The 21,107-nt window shown below is 32.2% G+C and carries 19 protein-coding genes; 4 read left to right on the forward strand and 15 right to left on the reverse strand.

The window, feature by feature from the left end; translation table 11 throughout:
• Positions 1 to 4 precede the first annotated feature (4 nt).
• Both hypB and FM071_RS10545 read right to left on the reverse strand, forming a co-directional pair.
• Entirely contained in the window at positions 5 to 793 is a 789-nt protein-coding gene (gene hypB, locus FM071_RS10540; RefSeq protein WP_193112133.1) for a hydrogenase nickel incorporation protein HypB, read from the reverse strand.
• A gap of 22 nt (positions 794 to 815) precedes the next feature.
• Entirely contained in the window at positions 816 to 1,460 is a 645-nt protein-coding gene (locus FM071_RS10545) for a hypothetical protein (protein ID WP_193112134.1), read from the reverse strand.
• Between the two features lie 118 nt (positions 1,461 to 1,578).
• Here FM071_RS10545 and FM071_RS10550 point away from each other — a divergent pair, with 118 nt between their 5' ends.
• Both FM071_RS10550 and FM071_RS10555 read left to right on the forward strand, forming a co-directional pair.
• Positions 1,579 to 2,262 (forward strand): transposase, encoded by a 684-nt coding sequence (locus FM071_RS10550; RefSeq protein WP_193112135.1) that lies wholly within the window; start codon positions 1,579 to 1,581, stop codon positions 2,260 to 2,262.
• Positions 2,259 to 2,795 carry a HyaD/HybD family hydrogenase maturation endopeptidase gene (locus FM071_RS10555; protein ID WP_193112136.1) on the forward strand — a complete coding sequence of 179 codons (537 nt, stop codon included), beginning with the start codon at positions 2,259 to 2,261 and terminating at the stop codon, positions 2,793 to 2,795. The genes FM071_RS10550 and FM071_RS10555 overlap by 4 nt, the downstream gene beginning before the upstream one ends.
• 16 nt (positions 2,796 to 2,811) lie before the next feature.
• On the opposite strand, the gene FM071_RS10560 is transcribed toward FM071_RS10555, so the two are convergent.
• The 10 genes from FM071_RS10560 to FM071_RS10605 all read right to left on the reverse strand — a co-directional run bounded on the left by FM071_RS10560 (position 2,812) and on the right by FM071_RS10605 (position 15,297).
• Positions 2,812 to 3,369, reverse strand: a complete 558-nt coding sequence (locus FM071_RS10560) for a hydrogenase maturation protease (protein WP_193112137.1) — start codon at positions 3,367 to 3,369, stop codon at positions 2,812 to 2,814.
• A gap of 16 nt (positions 3,370 to 3,385) precedes the next feature.
• On the reverse strand, positions 3,386 to 5,647 hold the full coding sequence (hypF, locus tag FM071_RS10565) for a carbamoyltransferase HypF (protein ID WP_226960609.1): 2,262 nt from the start codon (positions 5,645 to 5,647) through the stop codon (positions 3,386 to 3,388).
• Entirely contained in the window at positions 5,631 to 7,556 is a 1,926-nt protein-coding gene (locus FM071_RS10570; RefSeq protein WP_193112083.1) for a carbamoyltransferase HypF, read from the reverse strand. Before FM071_RS10570 ends, hypF begins: the two co-directional genes overlap by 17 nt.
• 69 nt (positions 7,557 to 7,625) lie before the next feature.
• Positions 7,626 to 8,357 (reverse strand): cytochrome b/b6 domain-containing protein, encoded by a 732-nt coding sequence (locus FM071_RS10575; RefSeq protein ID WP_193112084.1) that lies wholly within the window; start codon positions 8,355 to 8,357, stop codon positions 7,626 to 7,628.
• An 11-nt stretch (positions 8,358 to 8,368) separates the two neighbouring features.
• Entirely contained in the window at positions 8,369 to 10,147 is a 1,779-nt protein-coding gene (locus tag FM071_RS10580) for a nickel-dependent hydrogenase large subunit (protein WP_193112085.1), read from the reverse strand.
• A complete protein-coding gene (locus FM071_RS10585) occupies positions 10,147 to 11,382 on the reverse strand; it encodes a hydrogenase small subunit (protein ID WP_193112086.1) in 1,236 nt (411 codons plus the stop codon). The genes FM071_RS10580 and FM071_RS10585 overlap by 1 nt, the downstream gene beginning before the upstream one ends.
• A gap of 131 nt (positions 11,383 to 11,513) precedes the next feature.
• Complete coding sequence (locus tag FM071_RS10590) at positions 11,514 to 12,812, reverse strand: nickel-dependent hydrogenase large subunit (protein ID WP_193112087.1); 1,299 nt, start codon at positions 12,810 to 12,812, stop codon at positions 11,514 to 11,516.
• The gene (locus tag FM071_RS10595; RefSeq protein WP_193112088.1) at positions 12,790 to 13,695 is read right to left on the reverse strand and encodes an NADH-quinone oxidoreductase subunit B family protein; all 906 of its coding nucleotides are present in this window, start codon (positions 13,693 to 13,695) and stop codon (positions 12,790 to 12,792) included. Before FM071_RS10595 ends, FM071_RS10590 begins: the two co-directional genes overlap by 23 nt.
• Positions 13,673 to 14,269, reverse strand: coding sequence for a TetR/AcrR family transcriptional regulator (locus tag FM071_RS10600; protein ID WP_193112089.1), 597 nt, complete (start codon positions 14,267 to 14,269; stop codon positions 13,673 to 13,675). Before FM071_RS10600 ends, FM071_RS10595 begins: the two co-directional genes overlap by 23 nt.
• A gap of 95 nt (positions 14,270 to 14,364) precedes the next feature.
• Positions 14,365 to 15,297: a tyrosine-type recombinase/integrase gene (locus tag FM071_RS10605; protein ID WP_193112090.1), complete on the reverse strand. Its 933-nt coding sequence runs from the start codon at positions 15,295 to 15,297 to the stop codon at positions 14,365 to 14,367.
• A gap of 214 nt (positions 15,298 to 15,511) precedes the next feature.
• Here FM071_RS10605 and FM071_RS10610 point away from each other — a divergent pair, with 214 nt between their 5' ends.
• Positions 15,512 to 15,706, forward strand: a complete 195-nt coding sequence (locus FM071_RS10610; protein WP_193112091.1) for a hypothetical protein — start codon at positions 15,512 to 15,514, stop codon at positions 15,704 to 15,706.
• Entirely contained in the window at positions 15,678 to 15,953 is a 276-nt protein-coding gene (locus FM071_RS10880) for a WGR domain-containing protein (protein ID WP_226960610.1), read from the forward strand. Before FM071_RS10610 ends, FM071_RS10880 begins: the two co-directional genes overlap by 29 nt.
• 135 nt (positions 15,954 to 16,088) lie before the next feature.
• On the opposite strand, the gene FM071_RS10620 is transcribed toward FM071_RS10880, so the two are convergent.
• The 3 genes from FM071_RS10620 to FM071_RS10630 form a co-directional block, all read right to left on the reverse strand.
• Positions 16,089 to 17,204, reverse strand: coding sequence for an AAA family ATPase (locus tag FM071_RS10620; protein WP_193112093.1), 1,116 nt, complete (start codon positions 17,202 to 17,204; stop codon positions 16,089 to 16,091).
• Between the two features lie 969 nt (positions 17,205 to 18,173).
• Entirely contained in the window at positions 18,174 to 19,034 is an 861-nt protein-coding gene (locus FM071_RS10625; RefSeq protein ID WP_193112094.1) for a hypothetical protein, read from the reverse strand.
• 17 nt (positions 19,035 to 19,051) lie between these two features.
• Entirely contained in the window at positions 19,052 to 20,356 is a 1,305-nt protein-coding gene (locus FM071_RS10630) for a hypothetical protein (RefSeq protein WP_193112095.1), read from the reverse strand.
• Positions 20,357 to 21,107 lie beyond the last annotated feature (751 nt).

Genomic DNA, 21,107 nt, shown 5'->3' on the forward strand with positions numbered 1-21,107 from the left:
AAAATTAACTCCTCATCTTTCTTTTAAATTCAATCCAATCAATTACTTTTTGAATTGAATCTTTGTCTTTAATATTCACTTCTAAAATATCAACACCAGGTTTAATTTTACGAGCCTCTTTTTTCTCATGTTCCAAATCGTAATCAAAATATGGCAATAAGTCTGTTTTTGTAATCAAGATTAAATCGGCTTGACGAAACATTACAGGATACTTTTCTATTTTATCACTTCCCTCTGGTATGGAAACAAGAACAATATTGAGGTGACTTCCGACATCATAACTTGCAGGGCATACAAGGTTACCAACATTTTCAATAAAACAAATATCAATATCTTCCAAAGGCATATCATGTAGGCCTTTATGCACCATAAATGCGTCTAAATGGCATGCTGAACCTGTTTGTATTTGATAAGCAGGAATTCCCTTAGCTTTTATTCTATCTGCATCTCGAGCAGTTTCCAAGTCTCCTTCAATAACACCGAACTTAAACTCTGCCATATCTGCCATATGCTCCAGTAGTGTTGTTTTTCCACTACCTGGACTGCTCATAAGATTAATACTCAAAACATTATGATTATCAAAATGAGTACGGTTGTGTGATGCTTCATGATTGTTTTTATCCAAAATTTTTGTAATAACATTAATTGTTTTTGTATCATTGAGCTGTGGGTTATGATGTAATGTCTCATGCGCAGCCTGATGTTCATGAGAATGATCATAAGTATGTTCATGATGATGGTGTTCATTTCCTAAAGTTGTTCCTGTTATACTGCATCCGCAATCTGCACACATATATATTCCTTCTTTTTGATTTTTATGCTAATAGCATATCTGTTCCAACAGCAATAGAGATCAACCCAGCTGTTGCAAACACTCTTCTTACATTAGTTTTGCTGGTTAAAAATTCTTTATTAATATATAAGATAATACCACCAAAACTAATAAATACAACACTAACACCTGCAACAAAAGCAAGAACCATAGTCAGATCTACAGTTTTACCATGAAGCATGCCTAGTGTAACGAGCATACCCCGTACTCCTCCCATGCCCATTAAAGCACCCATAGTCCATGCAGATGTTGAAGCTATCTTTGTATCATCATGAACATGCTCTTTTCCAAAATAAATGTGAATATGTTCTTTGCCCTCATGTTTATGTTTATTAAGATGTATCTTATCCTCATACACCATATAAAGTAAATACACACCCATACCAATTATAACCGTAGAAGAGATTACATCTCCGTAATCTGTTACATTTTGAGGTAAATGATATATTTCTAAAATTTTTGCAAAAATAAATAGTGTCATCCCATGACCAAAAGCGAACGCAAGTGTTATAAACATAGTTTTCTTCATTGACTTTCCAATTGAAAAATCGGTAATTGCAGTTAAATGATCTGGGCCGAATGCATGCAATATTCCATACCAAAAAATTATAAGATAGCCTAATTCCATACAAATCCTTTTTAAATGGTGAATGTTTATTCAGTTTTAAAAGATTTTATACTACATTATGTAAAAGAAAGATAAAATAATTTAATTCTTATATGTTTTTTGGACTAAAAGGGAAAAGATGCAGTGGCTAACAGAGTGCCTTTTTTGCGGCAATTATGTATATAGACTCAAAGACAACAGAATTAAATGCTCTTCTTGCCATAAAAAAATTTCTTTACAAAAACTCAACAAAATTATTTTTTTAATTGAAGCTTTTATAGAAAATGAAAATGCTTTACATATTGCCAAACGAATGCATATGGCATACAGTTCAGTACATACATACTTTGAGGAGTTTCGTTTGCTGTGCGCGAAAATAGCAGAAGAAGAGTATGAACTCTATCGTGAAAAAAACTGTGAATATGAAGAGTATTTTTATCTTGAAAAGTCTAAAAAAAATAATCCAAAAGCCATCTTTGATGCACATAATTTTCTTACTTTTGATTATGATGGACATATATATACGCTGCTAATGCCTTCTCTACAGCCATATAAGCAACAATTTTTACAAGATAATTTACAAAATCCCTATTTAGCCGAGTTTAATAAATTTAAACGAATTAGTAGAATTGCTAAAGTCTCAAAACGCTATAATCAAATAGTAAAATTTTGGGAATATTTTGAACAAGAGATTCTTAAATACAAGGGGGTCAAAAGTGAAGTATTTATCTACTTTTTAAAAGAGTTTGAATTTAAGTTTAATCATGAAAATTCTGAAGCAATAAAAATTTTAATGGAAAAATATGTTAAGGAAAAATTATGAAGAAAACTGCAGTACTAGGAGTAGGCAATATACTTGAACTGGATGATGGTATTGCTGTATATGCAACAAAGTATCTTGAAAACAATTATAGTTTTAAACCATCCATAGATATAATTAATGGTGGTGTTGAAGGAATTAATCTCTTAAATCTTTTTATGGAGTATGAACATATTCTTATTCTTGATGCTATTGAAATAGATGATAAACCCGGTTCCATATATCATATTCCTGCTCATGAATTAACGGGATACGGATTAAATTCCGGTGGTGCACATGAGATTGGAGTATTGCAATGTTTTGATATTTTGGAGCTTATGGGTAAGGATATTCCACAATCAAGCGTAGTTGGAATTATTCCTGAAAAAATTGATGTATTTATTGGACTAAGTCAAACAATGAAAAAAAATTTTCATACCTATATTAATACTGTACTCAATATTTTAAAAAAAGAGAATATTATATATAAGAAAAATCAACAGACTATTAGTATAGAAAATATTATTGATATGTTTAAAAACCCTTCATCTAAATAGAGTATTTATAGCTTAATTAAAACCCTCTAGAGTGTTCAATGCTTGGGTTTGCAAAAATCTCTAATATCTCTTCTAAGCTAACATAGTTGTCTTTTTTTTCAATCTTAATACCAAGGTTTTCGATTTTTTCTATTATTGTTTCAATGTAGACGCTCCATACAGCTCTTAATGATTGGGTTAAGCCAACTTCAACTGCAATAATATCTTCAGGAACAATACTAATTACAATGGTTTCAGCCATCTGCTCTGTCAGAGAACATATTTGAAGCATTTCAGCTATTTCAACTTCGTTTGCTGTTTTTTTTATAAGATCACCATTTAAAAACTCTTCTGTTGTTTTTATGGTGATATCCCCTACTTCTTTAGTATCATCTGAAGCAGTATTAATAATTATCACTTCATCATATTCCTGTATCAAGGGCATAAGTTTAAAACCTAATGTCCCTCCATCAACAATATCTATTGCAGGAGAGAACTTATAATTTTCCTTAAGATACTTTGCGCCGTAGAGACCTATACCTTCATCTTTAAAAAAGGCATTACCTGAGCCAATAAGTGCAACTTTTTTTTCCATAATTTCCTCTTTGTTTTTATATATGCAATGCGTAATACGCTTGACCTAGCGATATTCCACCATCATTAATCGGAGTTTGATGCTGAATATAGTATCTCATACTATTTTTCTTCAACTGTTCAATACACTTTTGCAATAAAAGCTTATTTTGAAATACTCCGCCACTTAACACCACTGGTAATTCTCTATACTCTAAACAGATATCAATTACTATTTTAGCGACTGCATTAATAAACTTAGCAGCTATTTTTTGTACATCATTTTCACTCATTATCTCTTCAAGCATTATTTTACAATCTATAATACCCTCATTCATTGTATAATGATATGAATCATGAGTCATAATTTTCTCGGCATAACTCTCAAGCACCAAACCACTTTGTCCTTCATAGAAAACTCCTTGGAGATTGTCGCATAAAGCATAAACTGCATCAAATAACCTTCCAATAGAAGTGCTTTTAGGGGAGTTAATTGCTCTTTCTCTCATTAAATAAAAAGTTTCTATTTCATTCTTTGTAAAAGATTTTACAAGACTATGATCCATTTGCAGAATTTCTGTGATGCTAAAATACTCAAACAACAATGATAATGCTATTCTTCTAGGTTCTTTAATAGCCTTTTCACCTCCAAGAAGAGTAAATTCTTTTAAATGAACAATGCGTTCATATTCAGTAGGTGTTGCTAACAAAACTTCACCTCCCCATAATGTGCCATCATCTCCATAACCGGTTCCATCAAAGCAAAATGCTAAAACTCTTTCATTTAAATTATACTCTGCCATAACTGAGAGAGCATGAGCATAATGATGTTGCACTTGAATTAACTCAATATGAGTATATTTTTGTATATACTCTTTTGCCCATTTAGTTGTTTCATATTTTGGATGCTTATCACAGACTAAAATATCTGGTTCAAAATCATAAAACCTTTTAAAAGTTTCAACAGTCCGTAAAAAATAATCAAATGCCTCTAAGGAGTTCAAATCTCCAATATGTGGAGAAACAATTATATTATTATCAAACGCTAATGTAATTGTATTTTTTTGATTAGCTCCCAGAGCAAGTACTTTTTTCTTGCTCTTATTTTGCAAATAAAAACTTTTAGGAGTATATCCGCGTGAGAGTCTTAAAAATATAGGTTCTCCATAAACATCCATAACTACACTGTCATCACAAGCGTTAATGATCTCTCTATTATGCGTTAAAGAAGTTTGTGCAACTAAATGCAGTTTTTTAAACAGTTCTTTGTCGTCCCTGATAATTGGTTCATCACTTAGATTGGCACTTGTTGCTACAAGAGGTTTTTTAACCTCTTGTAAAAGTAACTCATGCAAAGGTGTATAAGGTAAAAAGACACCTATCCTATCAATCTCAGGTGCTATAAATTTAGATAAATATCTACTCTTATTTTTTTGAACAACAACAATTGGACGCTCTTTTGCAACTATCAATTTTTCTTCTGTTTTAGATAATTTTGTTACTTTCTTTATACAACTTATACTTGGAAACATTACAGCTAAAGGCTTTTTTTGTCGATGCTTATGCAATCTCAATGCTAGTACGGCAGCATCATTTGTCGCATCACAAATAAGATGAAAGCCTCCCATACCTTTTACTGCAATTGTCTTTCCATCATTTATATATTGCACGGCAATTTTTACAAGACCTTGGTCATTTTCAAAATCATCTTCCATTAAATTTATGATTTTTAAATTTGGACCACAATCAAAACAGCCTATTGGTTGAGCATGATATCGTCTATTAGTCGGATCATTATACTCTTCTGTACAAGCCTCACACATATTAAAATGCTCCATCGAGGTGTTATGTCTGTCATAAGGAAGATTATCTATTATTGTATATCTAGGACCACAATTCGTACAGTTTATAAAAGGATATTTATATCTTCTGTTGTGGACATCATTCATCTCTGCTCTACACTCGTCACAAAGTGAAATATCAGGAGAGACCATTGTTTGCAATGTTGTAGTTTCAGAATGAATGATAGAAAACATTTCATCATTTACAAGATCTATATCCTGTTGTTCTATATAATCAATACGAGCTAATGAGGGGCTATTTAATTTTAAATCATTGATAAATTGCGATAATTTTGCATTCTTTCCTTCTACTTCAATAACAACGCCCCTACCATCATTAAATACGAAACCTTTTAATGAATACTTTATTGCCAACTGATAGACAAAAGGTCGAAATCCAACGCCTTGAACTATTCCAAAAATATGAAGCTTTACTCTTTTTTTAGATGTAGACTCCACCGACAACGGCATTCTCCTTACCAATTGGATAATTTTTACTCATATACGGAGGTGCTACTTTTAAATTTCTTTGCATTCTTGAAAATAGTGACTGATTTGCAAAATGAGTACCGCATAATATTGTTTCTGTCGCTTTTGTTTTTGATTTCAATTCACCAATTATTTCAGAAAAGTAATCCCCAAAACTTTCAAAAATCGAATACGCTAATATTGGAGTACTAACGTCTGCAAGCTGATAAGAGATAATACTTGAAATAAAGGCAACATGATCGAAACGATTATCTTTTACATGTGTGTCAATTTGTATGCCTCCCTTACCAACAAACTTCATGGCCTCTTTGATAACTCCTCGCATTGATTGGTCGTCAAGTCCTAAAACAATTGCTACCGATTCAAAAAGTTTAACATCGTCTCTATCTTGCAATGCTTCAAGTTGTGCATAGATATCAGGTATTTTATTCTTGAGATTATTTACAAGCCTGTCTGATCCTTCGCGAAGTTCTGCCATGTTTTGAAGAAGGTTTTCACTACTAAAGTGTTTTGGAGGAACAATTCTAAGCACATTCTTTCCATCATAATATAAAAAAGACGGCTCTTCATCAAAATAGGCCCCAACACATTTTTTATTAAAAAGATTATGCTCAGCAATAACAGACATAAAAGATGCTTCATCTTCAGAGTAATATTTTTGATTATTATGATATTTTTCAGTAGTACCTTCCAAAACATTGGCACTCATAACTTCAACACTATTAAAATGCTCCATTCTATCAAAAAACATCATATCGCCTTGTGGTATACCGGCGAACTCATTAGCAATACTAACTACATTTTTTGCTATAAGATTATGTGAAGGAAAGGATACTCTTTCCCCTTCCGCAATAAATTGAATATCTTTGTTGATAAAGAAACGCATATCTTTTTGAGACTTTACATTCAAATCGTAATCCATAAGCATATCAGCATCACAGTTTTCATCAACATCTTCATAAGCTATAAAATCAACACCTAGTTTTTGTAGTTCTGCTCCGAGTAAAATAGTGAAACCATCATCAGGATACTTTACATAGCATGTATTAGCATTACTTAATGTTTTGAGTTCTTCATTTTTCAGTGTTACATGTAGTATCGGCCTTTCAATGCTTAGCAGTGCTTGAAACTCTTCTGTTATCAAAGAGAGGTGATCTGTAATTTTAGATGCATTTATCATTATCAAAATAGAATCATTATTTAACTGTGTATGCTTATAAAATATACGATATCCAAAAGTTGTTTTCATAAGTAATTTTTTATCATCTAGTATTGCTTTTGCTGCCACTTCAAACATTGTTCTAAAACTACCGGGGTCATTTGCATATCGCTCTGTTGTTTTATTTACAAGACGAACAGGAACGCCACATGAATGGCATGAATTTAATGAATGAGACTCTCTTAAACCGACTTGATCCATTTCTGCTTCGCATTCGCTGCATGGACGCAAAAATTTAAAAGATGTATTTTCTCTTGTATATGGATACTCAGTTAAAAAGCTGTAATTTCCGCCACAACAACTACATGAAATGAAAGGATAATAATATCTGCGTGAACTTACATCAAAAAGCTCTTTTTGACAACTCGGGCAAAGCCCTAAATTCAGTGGATATTTTAAGTCAAATTCCGGCAATTTTTCAACTTTTTCATCATTTTCACTATAGGAAGATGACTTTAAAAAAAGTGAAGCGGGTAACCTCTGTGCAAGTGAATCAAGACACGCTTGAAGTTTTTCATGTTCTGAGTCAAAAGCACATATTATTTTACCATTATCCATCGATATGTCGCAAGGAATATTAAATTCACGACAAAACGCTGTAATATAATTAGAAATATATTTTTGTTTTGTTGTAATGCGAAGTTCGAGTATGAAAGCCATGAGTAACCTTTATGATTTTTTAAATAAAGAAAAGATAAAAAAGAAATGAAACAAAAAAAGAGGTAAAGCCTAAGCTTTATCCTCTTTTACAAATTTACTACCACCGACAACAATGGCAATATCACCTTCTTTCCAATAAATAGTACGCCATACCTGATAATATATATGGAAAACTACCCATGCAATAATCCACCACATTGTGTAATGGTGTACAATTCTTACATCCATAATAGTTGCAGTTGGTCCTCCACCAGCTATCCAAGCTGATACTGGTATTGTCCAATCAGTTACCAGATGCAGCATGGCAGGCCACCATGTACCGATTGAACTCTCACCAGATTCTAAACCATGTACATACAACTGTAACCCGGTAAAGAGCATCCATGCTAAAAGCAGATGAAAAATTGAAAAATATACAGTATTAAAACTATCACTATGTGTAGAATCAAATTTCTTACGGCGATTGAGTGTAAGAAGATTTAAAAAAACCTCAATAAACTCTTTTATATTCTTAGCTGTCGGCAAAACCTTTTTATATGGCTTTTCAAAGCGTGAAAAGAAATAGAGGTATGCTACTATTATTGATGTCACATCAAATATAATCGCAACCATAAAGTGTCCCCATCGATTCCATGCCATAACATACTTATCGACTGCACCATCAGCCATAAATGTTTCATAATAAGGATGCCCAATATAAAGTCCTGTAATAACAGCGACTATCATTGATATGACATTTATCCAATGGATTATACGCATTGTACCTGTCATACGTTTAACTTGTCTGTGACCAGCTTTCATAATAGACTCCTTTAGATACTACATTGCGTATCTATCTTATAGACACCTAATTCTTTACCCTTAGTATCTACTACATGCACAGCACAAGCGATACAAGGGTCAAAACTATGAATTGTACGAATAATTTCTAAAGGTTGTTCAGGTTCTGCGACTTTTGTACCTATCAATGAAGCTTCATATGCACCTAAACGCCCTTTATAATCACGAGGTGCTGCATTCCATGTTGAAGGAACAACCGCTTGATAATTAACAATTTTTCCATTCTCAATTTTCACCCAGTGACCTAATGCACCACGAGGTGCTTCTGCAAGTCCCATTCCCTTAGTTTTAACACTTACTTTGTCAAAATCAAATTCTGTCCAAGTGCTTAAATCTCCTGCAGCAACATTTGCTGCCAATTCATCTGCCCACTCAACCATTACATCAGCCATTAACTCAGTCTCTATAGCACGAGCTGCCGTACGACCGACTGTACTAAAAAGAACACTTATAGGAAGATTTCCTCGTTTAAGGAAATTTGTTACATATTTAGTTATTCTTTCATCTTTACGTGCTACGCCGACAACCATACGGGCTAAAGGTCCTACTTCAACACGCGTATCATTATATATAGGTGATTTAATCCAAGAGTATTTCTCATTTGTTTTTAAATACGCTATTCCATCTTCACGTTTATCTAAACCTGTATATTTTGGAATTGTTTGTCCATCATATGGGTGTAAAGGATTTTTCCCTTCATACCAAGAGTGTGTCACATCTTCTGCAACCTTCTCAGGATCAACATCTTCAACTTTAGAAATATCTCCTCCATAAACTATACCACTTGGGAAAAGTAAAGCTGATTTATAAAATCCAGTGTCATCTAAACGGAAATCACCATAACTCATATAGTTAAGGAGACCACCACCTGTTCCACCTACACCTTTACCTTGCATAAGTTCTGTAAATGTAGCTTTGGAATCAGTCGCTTCATCCGCATACATGGTACCTGCCATATATACATCCGGTAAATAGGCTTTTTTAACAAATTCTGTTGATTCTTTAAGAAGATTTTTAAACAGAGCGATACGCGCAGGATTTTGGATATCTTGAACACAAGTTACACCACCAACAACAATAGACTGTGGATGTGGATTCTTACCACCAAAAATTGCCTGCATTTTTGCCATATCACGCTGGATGTCAAGTGCTTTTAAATAATGAGCCACACCAATAAGGTTTTGTTCTGGTGTCAATTTATAGTGTTTATTCCCCCAATATCCATTTCCAAAGATTCCTAAGCGTCCTTGTTTGACAAATTTGGCTACTCTCTCTTTAATCTCTGCAAAATGTCCTTCACCTTCTATATAAGGTGTAGTTCCTGCTACTTTTGCCCACTTTTGAGCTTCTTGTGCTGTTTTTGCAGGATCAGCAGAAAGTGCAGATACAACATCAACAAAATCAAGCGCATGAAGATGGTAAAAATGTACCAAGTGGTCATGTACATATAAAGAACCTTGGATAAGGTTACGAACTATTCTTGCATTTTTAGGAATTGTAATGCCAAAAGCATCCTCTACACCCTCAATTGAACGCTGATAGTGGGTTCCTGTACAAACTCCACAAATACGCATAGCTAAAAGTCCTGCATCTCTTGGATCTCTTCCTTGAAGAATAGTTTCAATTCCTCTAAACATTGTAGAAGAACTATATGCATCGACAATTGTATTGTTCTCATCAATCATTGCTTCTATTCTTAAGTGACCTTCAATTCTTGTAATAGGATCTACTACTATATGTTTCTTTGCCATTATGCTTCTCCTCCATCTTCTTTTTTACCTGCAAAGGCACTTGCTGCTGCATGAATACCAATTCCTATACCAGCTGCTGTTAACAGCCCTAGGCCAAATTCGTCAACAGTTTTCTCTACACCACCTGTAGGTGCTTTTATTTTTGCATCTGCCATTGGTCTTTCATAGGCATATTTATCCCAGAAATCTGGCTCAGAACATCCTATACAACCACGACCAACACCAATAGGCCAGTTTACACCTTCATTGTAACGAACGATTGAACAATTATTAAATGTCATAGGTCCCTTACAGCCCATTTTATAAAGACAGAAGTTATTTTTTGCACCCTCATCACCCCACTCTTCTACATACTCACCAGCATCAAAGTGTGCACGTCTTTCACAGTTATCATGAATTCTATAGCCAAATGCAAATTTAGGGCGCAATAGAGAATCAAGTTCAGGCACCTGACCAGTTAGAATATAATGGATAATTACTCCAACCATGTTAGCAGGGTTTGCCGGGCATGCAGGAATATTAATAAGAGGTTTCCCTTTTATAACATCCATTACACCAACGGCACCAGTTGGATTAGGAGCTGCTGCTGGAACACCACCAAATGTAGCACAAGAGCCAACCGCAACAACAGCTGCTGAATGCTTCGCAACACGGACAAGGTGATCATGCATTGTTTCGCCACTTGCTCCAATTGTACCAAATTGACCATTCATGCCTAAAGGAACTGATCCTTCAACAAAAAGTAAATATTTGTCTTTGAAATGTTCAATTGCTTCTTCAAGTTGTTTCTCTGCCTGATGCCCCGAAGCAGCTTGTAATGTTTCATGAAATTCAAGTGAGATGATATCTAAAACAATTTCATCAATTTTTGGTCCATCTGAACGTAGTAATGCTTCTGAATTTCCAGCACAATCTTGGAGTTCCAGCCAAATAACCGGAGCCCTGTTCATCATCAATGCCGCATCAGCCACTAGAGGAGTAAAAGAAGCCGGCAACATCAGCATACCTGTCACAGCACTAGCCCACTTTAAAAAGTCACGTCTTTCTATTCCTTGTGTTTCCAACACATCACCTATGTCTAAACGGTTATTTATAGGTTGTTGTGTTTTTAGTTCTTCTATACGTGCCTGACAAGTTTGAAACAACTTGTCATAATAAGCATCACCTTTGTTCGTCTCAACACGTGCGCTTTTAGATGTAAAAAGCTTTTTCACGCCTTCAATTCTATCTGACATTGCCAACTCCTTTTTTAATAATGAATAATCATTCACTATAGTAGCGGCTAATAACTTAAAGTAATATTAGTTTTATTAATATAAATTGAAATATGAACTTTCTTATATTGATTTCGGACTAAACGTAATATTTAATGCGTTGTACATACTGAGCAGACATCAAAAGTGCGGAAAATGAAAAGGGCATCTTTTTTAGCGAGACCTTGCATTGCTTGCTGTACAGGTGTAGGGGTTTGTGGTGTAGAACTTCCAATATTAAATTGTGTAGGCGTTGTAATATGGTATTGACTTATCATACCATTTTTTAATTCAATTTTATGAAGTAACGGACCACGTGGCGCCTCTACAACACCTATACCTGTTGCTGATATTTGTTTTATATCAGTAACAGTAACAACTGAGTCTTCATCTATATCAAAATTATCTAAAAGTATTTTTGAATACTCCAACAAGTAACCAATCTCAAAAACTCTTGCCATCACTCTTGAGTATGCGCTGTCTTTATATCGTCTGTGCATATTCTTTATAAGGGGAACAGACTGTGATAACATACGTCCAAGCGGTCCTGCTTCATAATATTCATTTTTATAGAGAGCATTTTTAGCATAAGTAATTTCCTGTGGAGAATACGCATCAGTATCAGAAACATATTTGCTATTAATTCCAAAAGTTCTGGTCCCTTTTAATTTTGACGAATTCGTAAACCCATGCTCTCCAAGTACAATAAACTGATCTTTTGCAAAACCTTTTGTATGCATACCTGTTTCAATTAAACCTTTTTCCAAGTTTGTCAAATCAGAAGAAAAACCATTAAAATCTTTACAGGATTCAAGTGTAAGAAATTTATCTAAGCTTATACCTAAAGTTTCCTTTTCAAAAAACTTTATCAATTCTTCAAGTTGACTACGTGCCTGCATTATTTCTATAAATGTTGGATCACTTGTCACACCACCTGGTATCATATAAGAGGAATGTGGCCATTGTCCACCGAACACTGCGATCGCTTTTGCAGATAAGGATGCAGCATAAGCCCCTTTGAGTGGTGTTTTTTCCAGTTTAATACTTATTAGCTTTACAAGTTCTGGAATAATGACCATGTATAACCACTTAAAGTGATTTTGAATCATCTCCATTATCAAAGTAAACTCACGTATTTTTTGTGCTTTTTGTGTTAATTTTATTTCAAACCCTGCATTTTTATAAGCATCTTCTATTGCTCGTACTGCCGCCATGAGGTGGGCATGTCCACATATTCCACATACACGAGGAGTAATTACAAGTGCATCAAGTGCATTTTTGCCTTTTAAAATAGATTCCATCCCTCTAAAATGAGGAAATGTTATCGTTGCAAAATCAACTTTATCGTCTTTAATATCAAAATATACAGAGGCTTCACCTTCAATATGTTCAAGGAGTTGTTTTGTAATCAATAAGTTTTCCTTCTAATCGTTTAATATGAAATGTTTTAGCAATTCCCGCCATTGTCAAGTAATTGCGTTTAGGGACTCCAAGTGGGACATCTTCAGGGATAGACATATTTGTTTTTGTATTAAAAAAATTCTGCTTTGGAAAATCTGGTTCAGTACATCCAAAACAAGGCGTACCACTTCGAGTTTTTGAGCTCACTTCATTCCACAAAATTTTATTACAAGATGCATGTGTCATAGGACCGCGACAACCTTGCTCGTAAAATAGACAACCCTCCTTAAGTCCAAATCCTTTAGCATCAACTTTCCATTCAAAATATTCATTTCTAGTACATCCATGGTGTGCCAAGTTACTGTAGAGTTCACGTGGGCGATGCATCTCATCGAGTAAAATTTTTTGATGGTTAATAATCATATTAAGTGTATATCCTAGCCACTCTGGATGTATTGGACAGCCTGAAAGATTAATTATTTTTTGATCCACCTCTAACATAGGACCTGTTCGTTCAGATTCATTAAATAATAAGCCACTATTTCTCTGAGGTGCTGACGCTTTAAATATCCCCCCAAAACTTGCACAACTTCCCACTGCAATAACATACTCTGCATTTTTTGAATAATGTTCTAACATTGTTTGTATCAAGATATCATTGCGTTTGAGCTCTGGATCAAAGGCTCCTTCAAAAACTAAGATGTCACATGAAAGTTTACACTCTGAAATTTCTTCAAACGTATATAGTGCTTCCATTGTTGGAAAGTAAAGAAGTTCAATCTTAGATAATAGAAGAGGAAGATACGGTAGATTTAAGAAAGAGTGTGTATTACCATTGCATGTAACACCTTGAAGCCATAATAACTTTTTTTTATTGTCTTTTTTTGAGTGCATTATATATATTTTGAGAAATAGATTCTTGATACCATTCTAATGGATGAGGAAGAATTTTCTCACCAAAAAGAAATGCCATACCACCAAGATATCCCATAAATAAACCAAAGGCAGAAAAGAAATCTTGATCATGTAAATCTCCTTTAGCAACACCATCATTAAAAAACATCATCATTTCCGTAACAAATGGTGAAACACAGACCATTCCCTCACACCCTTCACCAAATACCTCTCTATTTGACAAGTAAACTCTCAGAAAATACTCAATCATCTCAGGTTTTTTTGTAGCCATCTCGAAATACATGACAACAATTTCATGTATTTTTTCTTCAGTAGAAATGTCTTTTTCATTAATTAACAAAATCTGATTTCCAAGATATTCTGAGATATATAAGACAAGTTCTTTAGCTAGAATATCTTTAGACTTAAAATAATTATAAAAATTACCAACACTCATACCTGCTTCTTCTGCAATATCTGGTATAGTTGTTACATAAAATCCTTTTTTTGAAAAAAGTTTTAATGCGACATCAATAAGCCCAGTTTTTCGTTTTTCTTTAGAAATTCTTGCCATATATATCCATTTAATTAACTATATCAAAGATAAAGTATATCACATTTTAAATTAGTTTATAAAATCTTTCAAAAGCCGTTTAGTAAATACCCAATTCATAACACCGCCTCAATCATCCCCTTCTCATCACTTCTGGCATAGATCATGGTAGTCTGTATATTCTCATGTCCCATAAGTTCTTTGATAGTTGAAAGATTGACATTCTTTTTGACCATTCTCTTTCCGAATGTATGTCTTAAAATATGTACACCTCTCTTTTTGATATATAACTTACTATATAGTTTATCAAGCATACTGTAAAGTTCAGCTCTATGCATCACCCTTCCCTTTTGTGTGACGGCAATATATTTCTGTGGATTTTTTGTATGCAGCGTTTCATCTTCTAAAAAATGCTCTTGTAGAAACATAAGTTCATCAGTAATAAGATCTACTGGTATATAGACATATCTGTATTTATTTCCTTTACCCATAATATAGATCTTATAGACACCCTCCTCTTCCAAGGGTGTTATATCTTCAAGTTTAATGCTCAAGAGTTCACTTGCTCTTATACCTGTATAGTAAAGCAGTTTTACAAGCAGTCTGTTTCTTATATTTAAAAAGTTCTTTTTATAACGCTTTTCTTGTAGATACTTCTCCAACAGCTCACTTTCATACTCAGAGAGTGATTCACTCTCACTCTTTACATTCTTTGCACTCAGACCTTTAAGTTTTGCAGTGAGATCGATATTATCTTTATTGTGTTCAGAGATATAAGAGAGAAATGACTTTATGACAGTGATATGAAGATTCTTTGTATTGACAGACTTATTGCCAAGATTGTTTAGATATTCAAGTATAAATTCTCTGTTGATATCATAAATTGAGTTTATACAATTTTCTTCATCTTTTAAAGCATAGAACCCATAAAAACTATCTAATACTCTTTTATAGTTCAATATTGTATTTTTTGCAAGATTTAAAGTTTTTTTCTCATTCAGGTAACTTTTTATCCATTTATCTAAAATAAACAACTGGTCTTTCTCCATATTTTTTGTCCTGTTCTCTTGAAAATTCTTGTTTATTATAACACAATGTTGGATTATGTAATACTTTTAAGGGGTAGAATGGTATTAAATCACTTCCTTTTTAAGGTTTAGCATACATGCACTTTTTTGATATTATTGTTATCTGTCATACTTTTTGTATATTTTTACAATTTTAAATATAATATCTTTAATAAAATTACATAAAGGTTATCAAATGGAAGAAAATGAGTATATAGGGAAAAGAGTGAATTTAGATATTAAAAATATCAAAAGAATAAAGATAATAGCTACTCTTCTTGAAAACGAGGTAAAAAACCTCAATGAAAAGAAAAAGCTGGATTATGTCATCAATAAGGCTATAGAGTCATATTATGGATCCGATGAGATCAAAGAGCTTCTTGAGCTCTAATACCACTACCTTCCTTTATCGTGAAGTAAATGGTAAAGTGAGATATTACAAGATTAAAACCTACCTTACCCTTTTTGGAGAGTACCTTTTGATTCGTGAGTGGGGTGGTATTGATAATAAAAATGCTACTGGGCAGAAACAAAGCTATTTTTCGAGTTTATCTGACCTTAAAAATACTCTGAATAAGACAGTTCATCTAAAAAGTCAACGAGGGTACTCACAAACCTTGAACCAGACAATATCCTAATTATTTATTAATACTAAAAAGCAGAAAAATAGTTTAATTAAAAATGAAAATACTTAAACAATATATAGTACTGTATTATTACCAGTGTTTACAATATAAATATTTTTAATATCTATATTGTATTTCTATTAAAACTTAAGTTATTTGAAGATTTTCATTAATCAATTCATCTCGTAAAAAATTATCAATTATCTCATACTCCCCTCTCCTTAGATGTCTCAGATGTCCCATATCTACTAAATACTTCCTTTTTTGCTGTAGTGAACTTGAATCAAGTACCTGTTTCTGATGATTAGCCATACGGAAAAGTACATCATGTAGATGCTCTTTCATTCTGATTTCTTTAAGATACTCCATCACAAGATCATGCATCTCCTCTTGCGCAGCTTGATAACATTGATCAATTATAGCCTTTGTTATTGTTTTAATATCTTCCTCCAGCATCTTAAACTCTATCATTTGTAAAACCAGCATGGTATTTGCAGGATGTCCTCCGCATCGATCAATTAGATGATCCAAAAGTACATCATTTTCAAATATAATTCTCCGACTTTTGAATGCCTGGGATACCTCTTTGCTAAGCTCATCCTTATCAAACGGAGCCAGTGTAATTTTTCGTGAAAAATTATAAAACGGTGCACTTTTAGTTTCAAAAATAGTTGTCATCATCGTTGTATTGGATCCAGCAAAGATATAGCATATATTCTCATGGTGCTGTATTTCAGCTCGCATCACTTCATAAATATCTATCTCATTACTCATATTCACCGCATCTTGGAACTCATCAAAAACGATATAGAGTGGATGATGCAACTCTTTGGAGAGTTTTCCTAAAAGCTCTAAAATCATAATAAGCTTATCTTCCTCATTTTTATCAGAAGCGAAAAGTTCAACAGATGCCTCAAATAAAGTAACATCAACCTTAACTGTACTGCGATGTTTTTTTAAAAATGTAATGATATTTTCCTGTATCTGTTTAATGGCACCTCGCAATCCCATTTGTGAATAGATATACTCCATCAGTTGAGTATTAAATAGTTCTAGTCTTGGTATTTTTCTAAAATCCACATAAAAGTATTCCTGATTAATATCAAGTAATGTTTGTTTTATAAGTGAAGTTTTTCCATAGCGTCGTGGTGCTTTAAGTGTGAAAGATTGTGTACCTTTTAAAAGCTGATGGATAGTATTTCTAATTTCATGTCTGTCGTAAAAAGATTCATTTGTTACAACCTTACCATAGGGGAATAGCATAATATTTCCTTCTCAATAAAAAGTATTGATTATATATTATATTGATATTTTAATACATACTTTTTATTTATTATACTATATAATGATATAATAATCAATATTTATTATTGATTGAGTTAAAATTACTTATTTAGCCTGAAATATTTTACATTAAATCTAAATTTTTAAAGACTCCAAATTATATATATTCCATTGTCACGCTTCTTTTAATAAAAAATAAGAGACCTACTCAGATTTCAAAAGAGTATTATTTTAATAAAAGCACTACCATGAAAAAATACATTCATTACATAAATTTGAAAAGAAATCGTAAATATTCACTTAATATTTTAGAGCTTAAATAATTTGAATAAAGCTGTATTTTTACAATAATATACAACTTATATTTTTGTATACTCTCCCTTAATTATTATGCATAATGTATAAAACTATCTAATTTGGAATATAGAAAGGAAAGTTAGTTCCTTCAAATAAGATCTTGATAAAAAGTATTATTCTGAAGTAATTATTGATCTATGTCGGTTATCTATAGGTACGGTTAAGGAATATAAACTATCAAGTGAATTAAAATAGTTAAAGGTGTGTTAAATTGGAATAAAAAATCTAAAGGTGCGTTATTTTGGAGCCAAAGGTGAGCTTTTTTGGAGTAAAAATTGCTAAAGGTGCTCTTTTTTGGAGCAAAAAAAGCTAAAAGTGCTATATTTTGGAGTAAAAGAAGTATATTTAGTTGTATTTTGTTTATATAAATTATTATATAAACAAAAATTGCACAGTTTGTATGCTTTTTTTTCAAATTGTGCACCTGAAAGTCTAAGAAAGTCCAAATTGTGCACCTGAAACTTTTTTTGCCCCCTATTTAACGGTGTTGTGGGGCGTGCTTAATGGGATAGAGTATTAGTGTTATAGCATCTAGCAGAAGTTCAAATTCTGTCAACAAGATGCTTTTATCTGACACAGCACTTTTACTTATTATTTAATTGCCTTTAATTCATCCGCAAAATAATCAATGTCTTCATACACATGCACATAGGTGTACTTTCTAACCAAGTCTTTTTTTGCATCCTTATATTCTGAATCAGTATTTTCATTTGTTTCTGCATCTTCTCCATAAAAAGCATTTCCGAGTTCCCTTATTTCTTTTTTATAAGTGATGTCTGAATTTTTTATAACATCAATTACAGAATTAAACATAACTTCTCCGTTGCCTGAGTTTGCAGTTGCCTCTTTGTATTCTTTTACAACAAGAAGTGGCATTGCTTCTTTTTGAAGATACTCGAAATCTTCTGGTTTTAATCTATCTTCCAAAACTTCTAATGCTACATCACTTAGAGATTTATTCTCTCCTCTTGATTTGCTTATCATATATGCACTAATCTTGTTGGCAATAGGACATATTTTAACTTCGCTATCAACCTCTCTAATAAATTTAACAGTATTTAGCATTCCTCTGATAAAATTATTTTCAAGATAAAAAGGGATTAGAATTATAGCTTTATAAAATGCTACTGATTGGAAAAGATATTTAATTGCATTATTTGTATCATCACCACCGCTAACATCAATAATTAGGTATTCATTATCTTTATGAGACCTTGAGAACTTATCAAGACTGTCCGTAAAATGATCCATGAATGCTTTTTTTCCTGTTTTTATTTTATGTGACAGTTTTAGTTGGCTGTCTCTATCAAATTGGAAATTATTATCATTGTTGTTATCTAGAAATGCAACTTTTATTTCTATATCTTTCTTTTCTTCTGATGCTTTTAGCAATGCTAGTGGTAGAAATTGAACAGCTATAGTTGTTTTTCCTGAACCACCTTTTTGACCCATTGTTATAATTATATTTTTTATATTTGTTCCTTTTGAAATTTTATAATATGACTATCAACCGTTTTAAGCCACTTGTTGTTTATTGATTTTAACAACAAACAACTTTCTTCAAAGTTAATAGTTGTTTCATTTATGTTGTATCTCTTGTGAATTTCATCTATAAGAAATGATAGTTTACTTTTAGCAACCATATCGTTATACTCAACCGCTTCTTTTAATTGAGTATAACGAATTAATCTATATCCCTTACCACCAGGTCTTGTATAATCATGTAGGTCTTGCTTTCTAATAAATCCCATGTTGAGCCATTCTTTTCCTTCAAGAGTAAAGATTTTAAGATTTTTACAATACATTCCAATCTTTACTTCATCTTTTGGAAGTTCCCACTCTTGCAGTATCTCATCTATTGTTCTTTCAATATCTGCTTTACCGTTTCCAATACCCTCCTTATATAGTTTTTTTACTATGTATGAAATGTTGTGAGTGATATATCCTCTAGTAGCACTTCCTTTTTTTGCTTCTCTAATCATAGATAGCTTTCTAACCTCTGGGTATCTGTTTCCATACTCATCGTAAACGCAAAACATTCCGATTTCTGGATAAGACGATTTCCCTCGCTTTAAAATATCTCTGTTTGCACCATGAAACACATAATCAAAATAACCCTCTGCCTCAATCTCTAGATCTGAAAATATTTCAACTCTTGAAAACTTTTTATATATCTCTTCTTGTTTTGTATCAAAATCATCATAGGTATACCAAAGTTCTTGTTTATATGGATGCTCCATATCAGATGGTACTAATGGTAAGGTTGCATGTTTTGATATTTCAATTTTTCCTTCTTGAGATTTATTGTGATTTTCATGTTGCGTATCAATATAATTTTCTTCTAAAATTTCATCACTATTATCTAGGATTTTCATTAATTCTTTTTTTTCTTCAACTAAAAGTTTAATTTTTGAAATATTTTCAAAATAGTATTTAGCAATATATTTTCTCGCTGTTTTTGTTCTTCTTGATTTCATTACCCGTGAGATATTTTTTATGTTTTTTATTTTTTTGCAGTCAGCTTTGTTTGTTGATTTTTCAAACAAGAGGCAATAGAGAATCGGAGCAAATTTTAACTCAAATTTTTCACTTAGCCCAATATAATATTCAGAAGCATCAACATTATTTAAGGTCACATATTCCTTTATATGTTTTTTCACTTTAGCTTCTAGTCGATTGTAAATCACAAGGTTGTTTTTTTTCTCTTTTATAAAACGATTTCGCAATTCAGTGTTTTTCAAAACAATAGCATATACAAGTTCTTCTACTTTCATGTCTAAAATCATACAATTAAGATTATTCTATATAACTTAACTAATTCTAAAATTAAACTTTTATAAAACTGAAAATAAACTATTTCTAAAATATAATAATACAAATTAATACCTATTTATAGGATAATAAATTCTTTTAGAAATTATCAAATGTATCACTTTTTATAGCACTATGTATCATTTTTTGTAACAAAATAAAAAAAACTACAAAGCACTTACATAAATAATATTTATTTTTATTGTAATAATCTACTCTAAAAAGCGATATAGATAAAAAAATAGGAAAAGTATCTTAAAACTTGTTTCATTTTAGCACCTTTGTTCTTTCTACTATTTTATACAAAAAACACCTTGTAATATCGTCATATAGGTACTTATAGCAGATATTTTATAAGAGCATGCCAATTAAGCGTGGGTTAAGACTTCTCTTAAGCAAAAAAATGAGTTTTCTTAAAAAAAACGCCCCGAATCTTAAGAATTGGAAAAAAGCATCAGATACCCATCAAAAATTTTAATGCTTTTTTCTTAAGAAAAGTACACTATTTTAAAAACTCAAACCTTAAACGAACAGACACTATAATATTGCCATTATGATTGATTATTTACATAGGCATAATTTATAAATAAGGAACTTAATTTTTCCCTATCCTTTTTACTAATTCTTTCTCATAATAGATAGACATCTCATCTCATTTTTTAATTCTATTCAAACCTCTCAAGAAGCTCTAAATTTTTATACTCTACCTTCTCA

The organism is Sulfurimonas paralvinellae, assembly GCF_014905135.1.
In the GTDB taxonomy this organism is placed as follows: domain Bacteria; phylum Campylobacterota; class Campylobacteria; order Campylobacterales; family Sulfurimonadaceae; genus Sulfurimonas; species Sulfurimonas paralvinellae.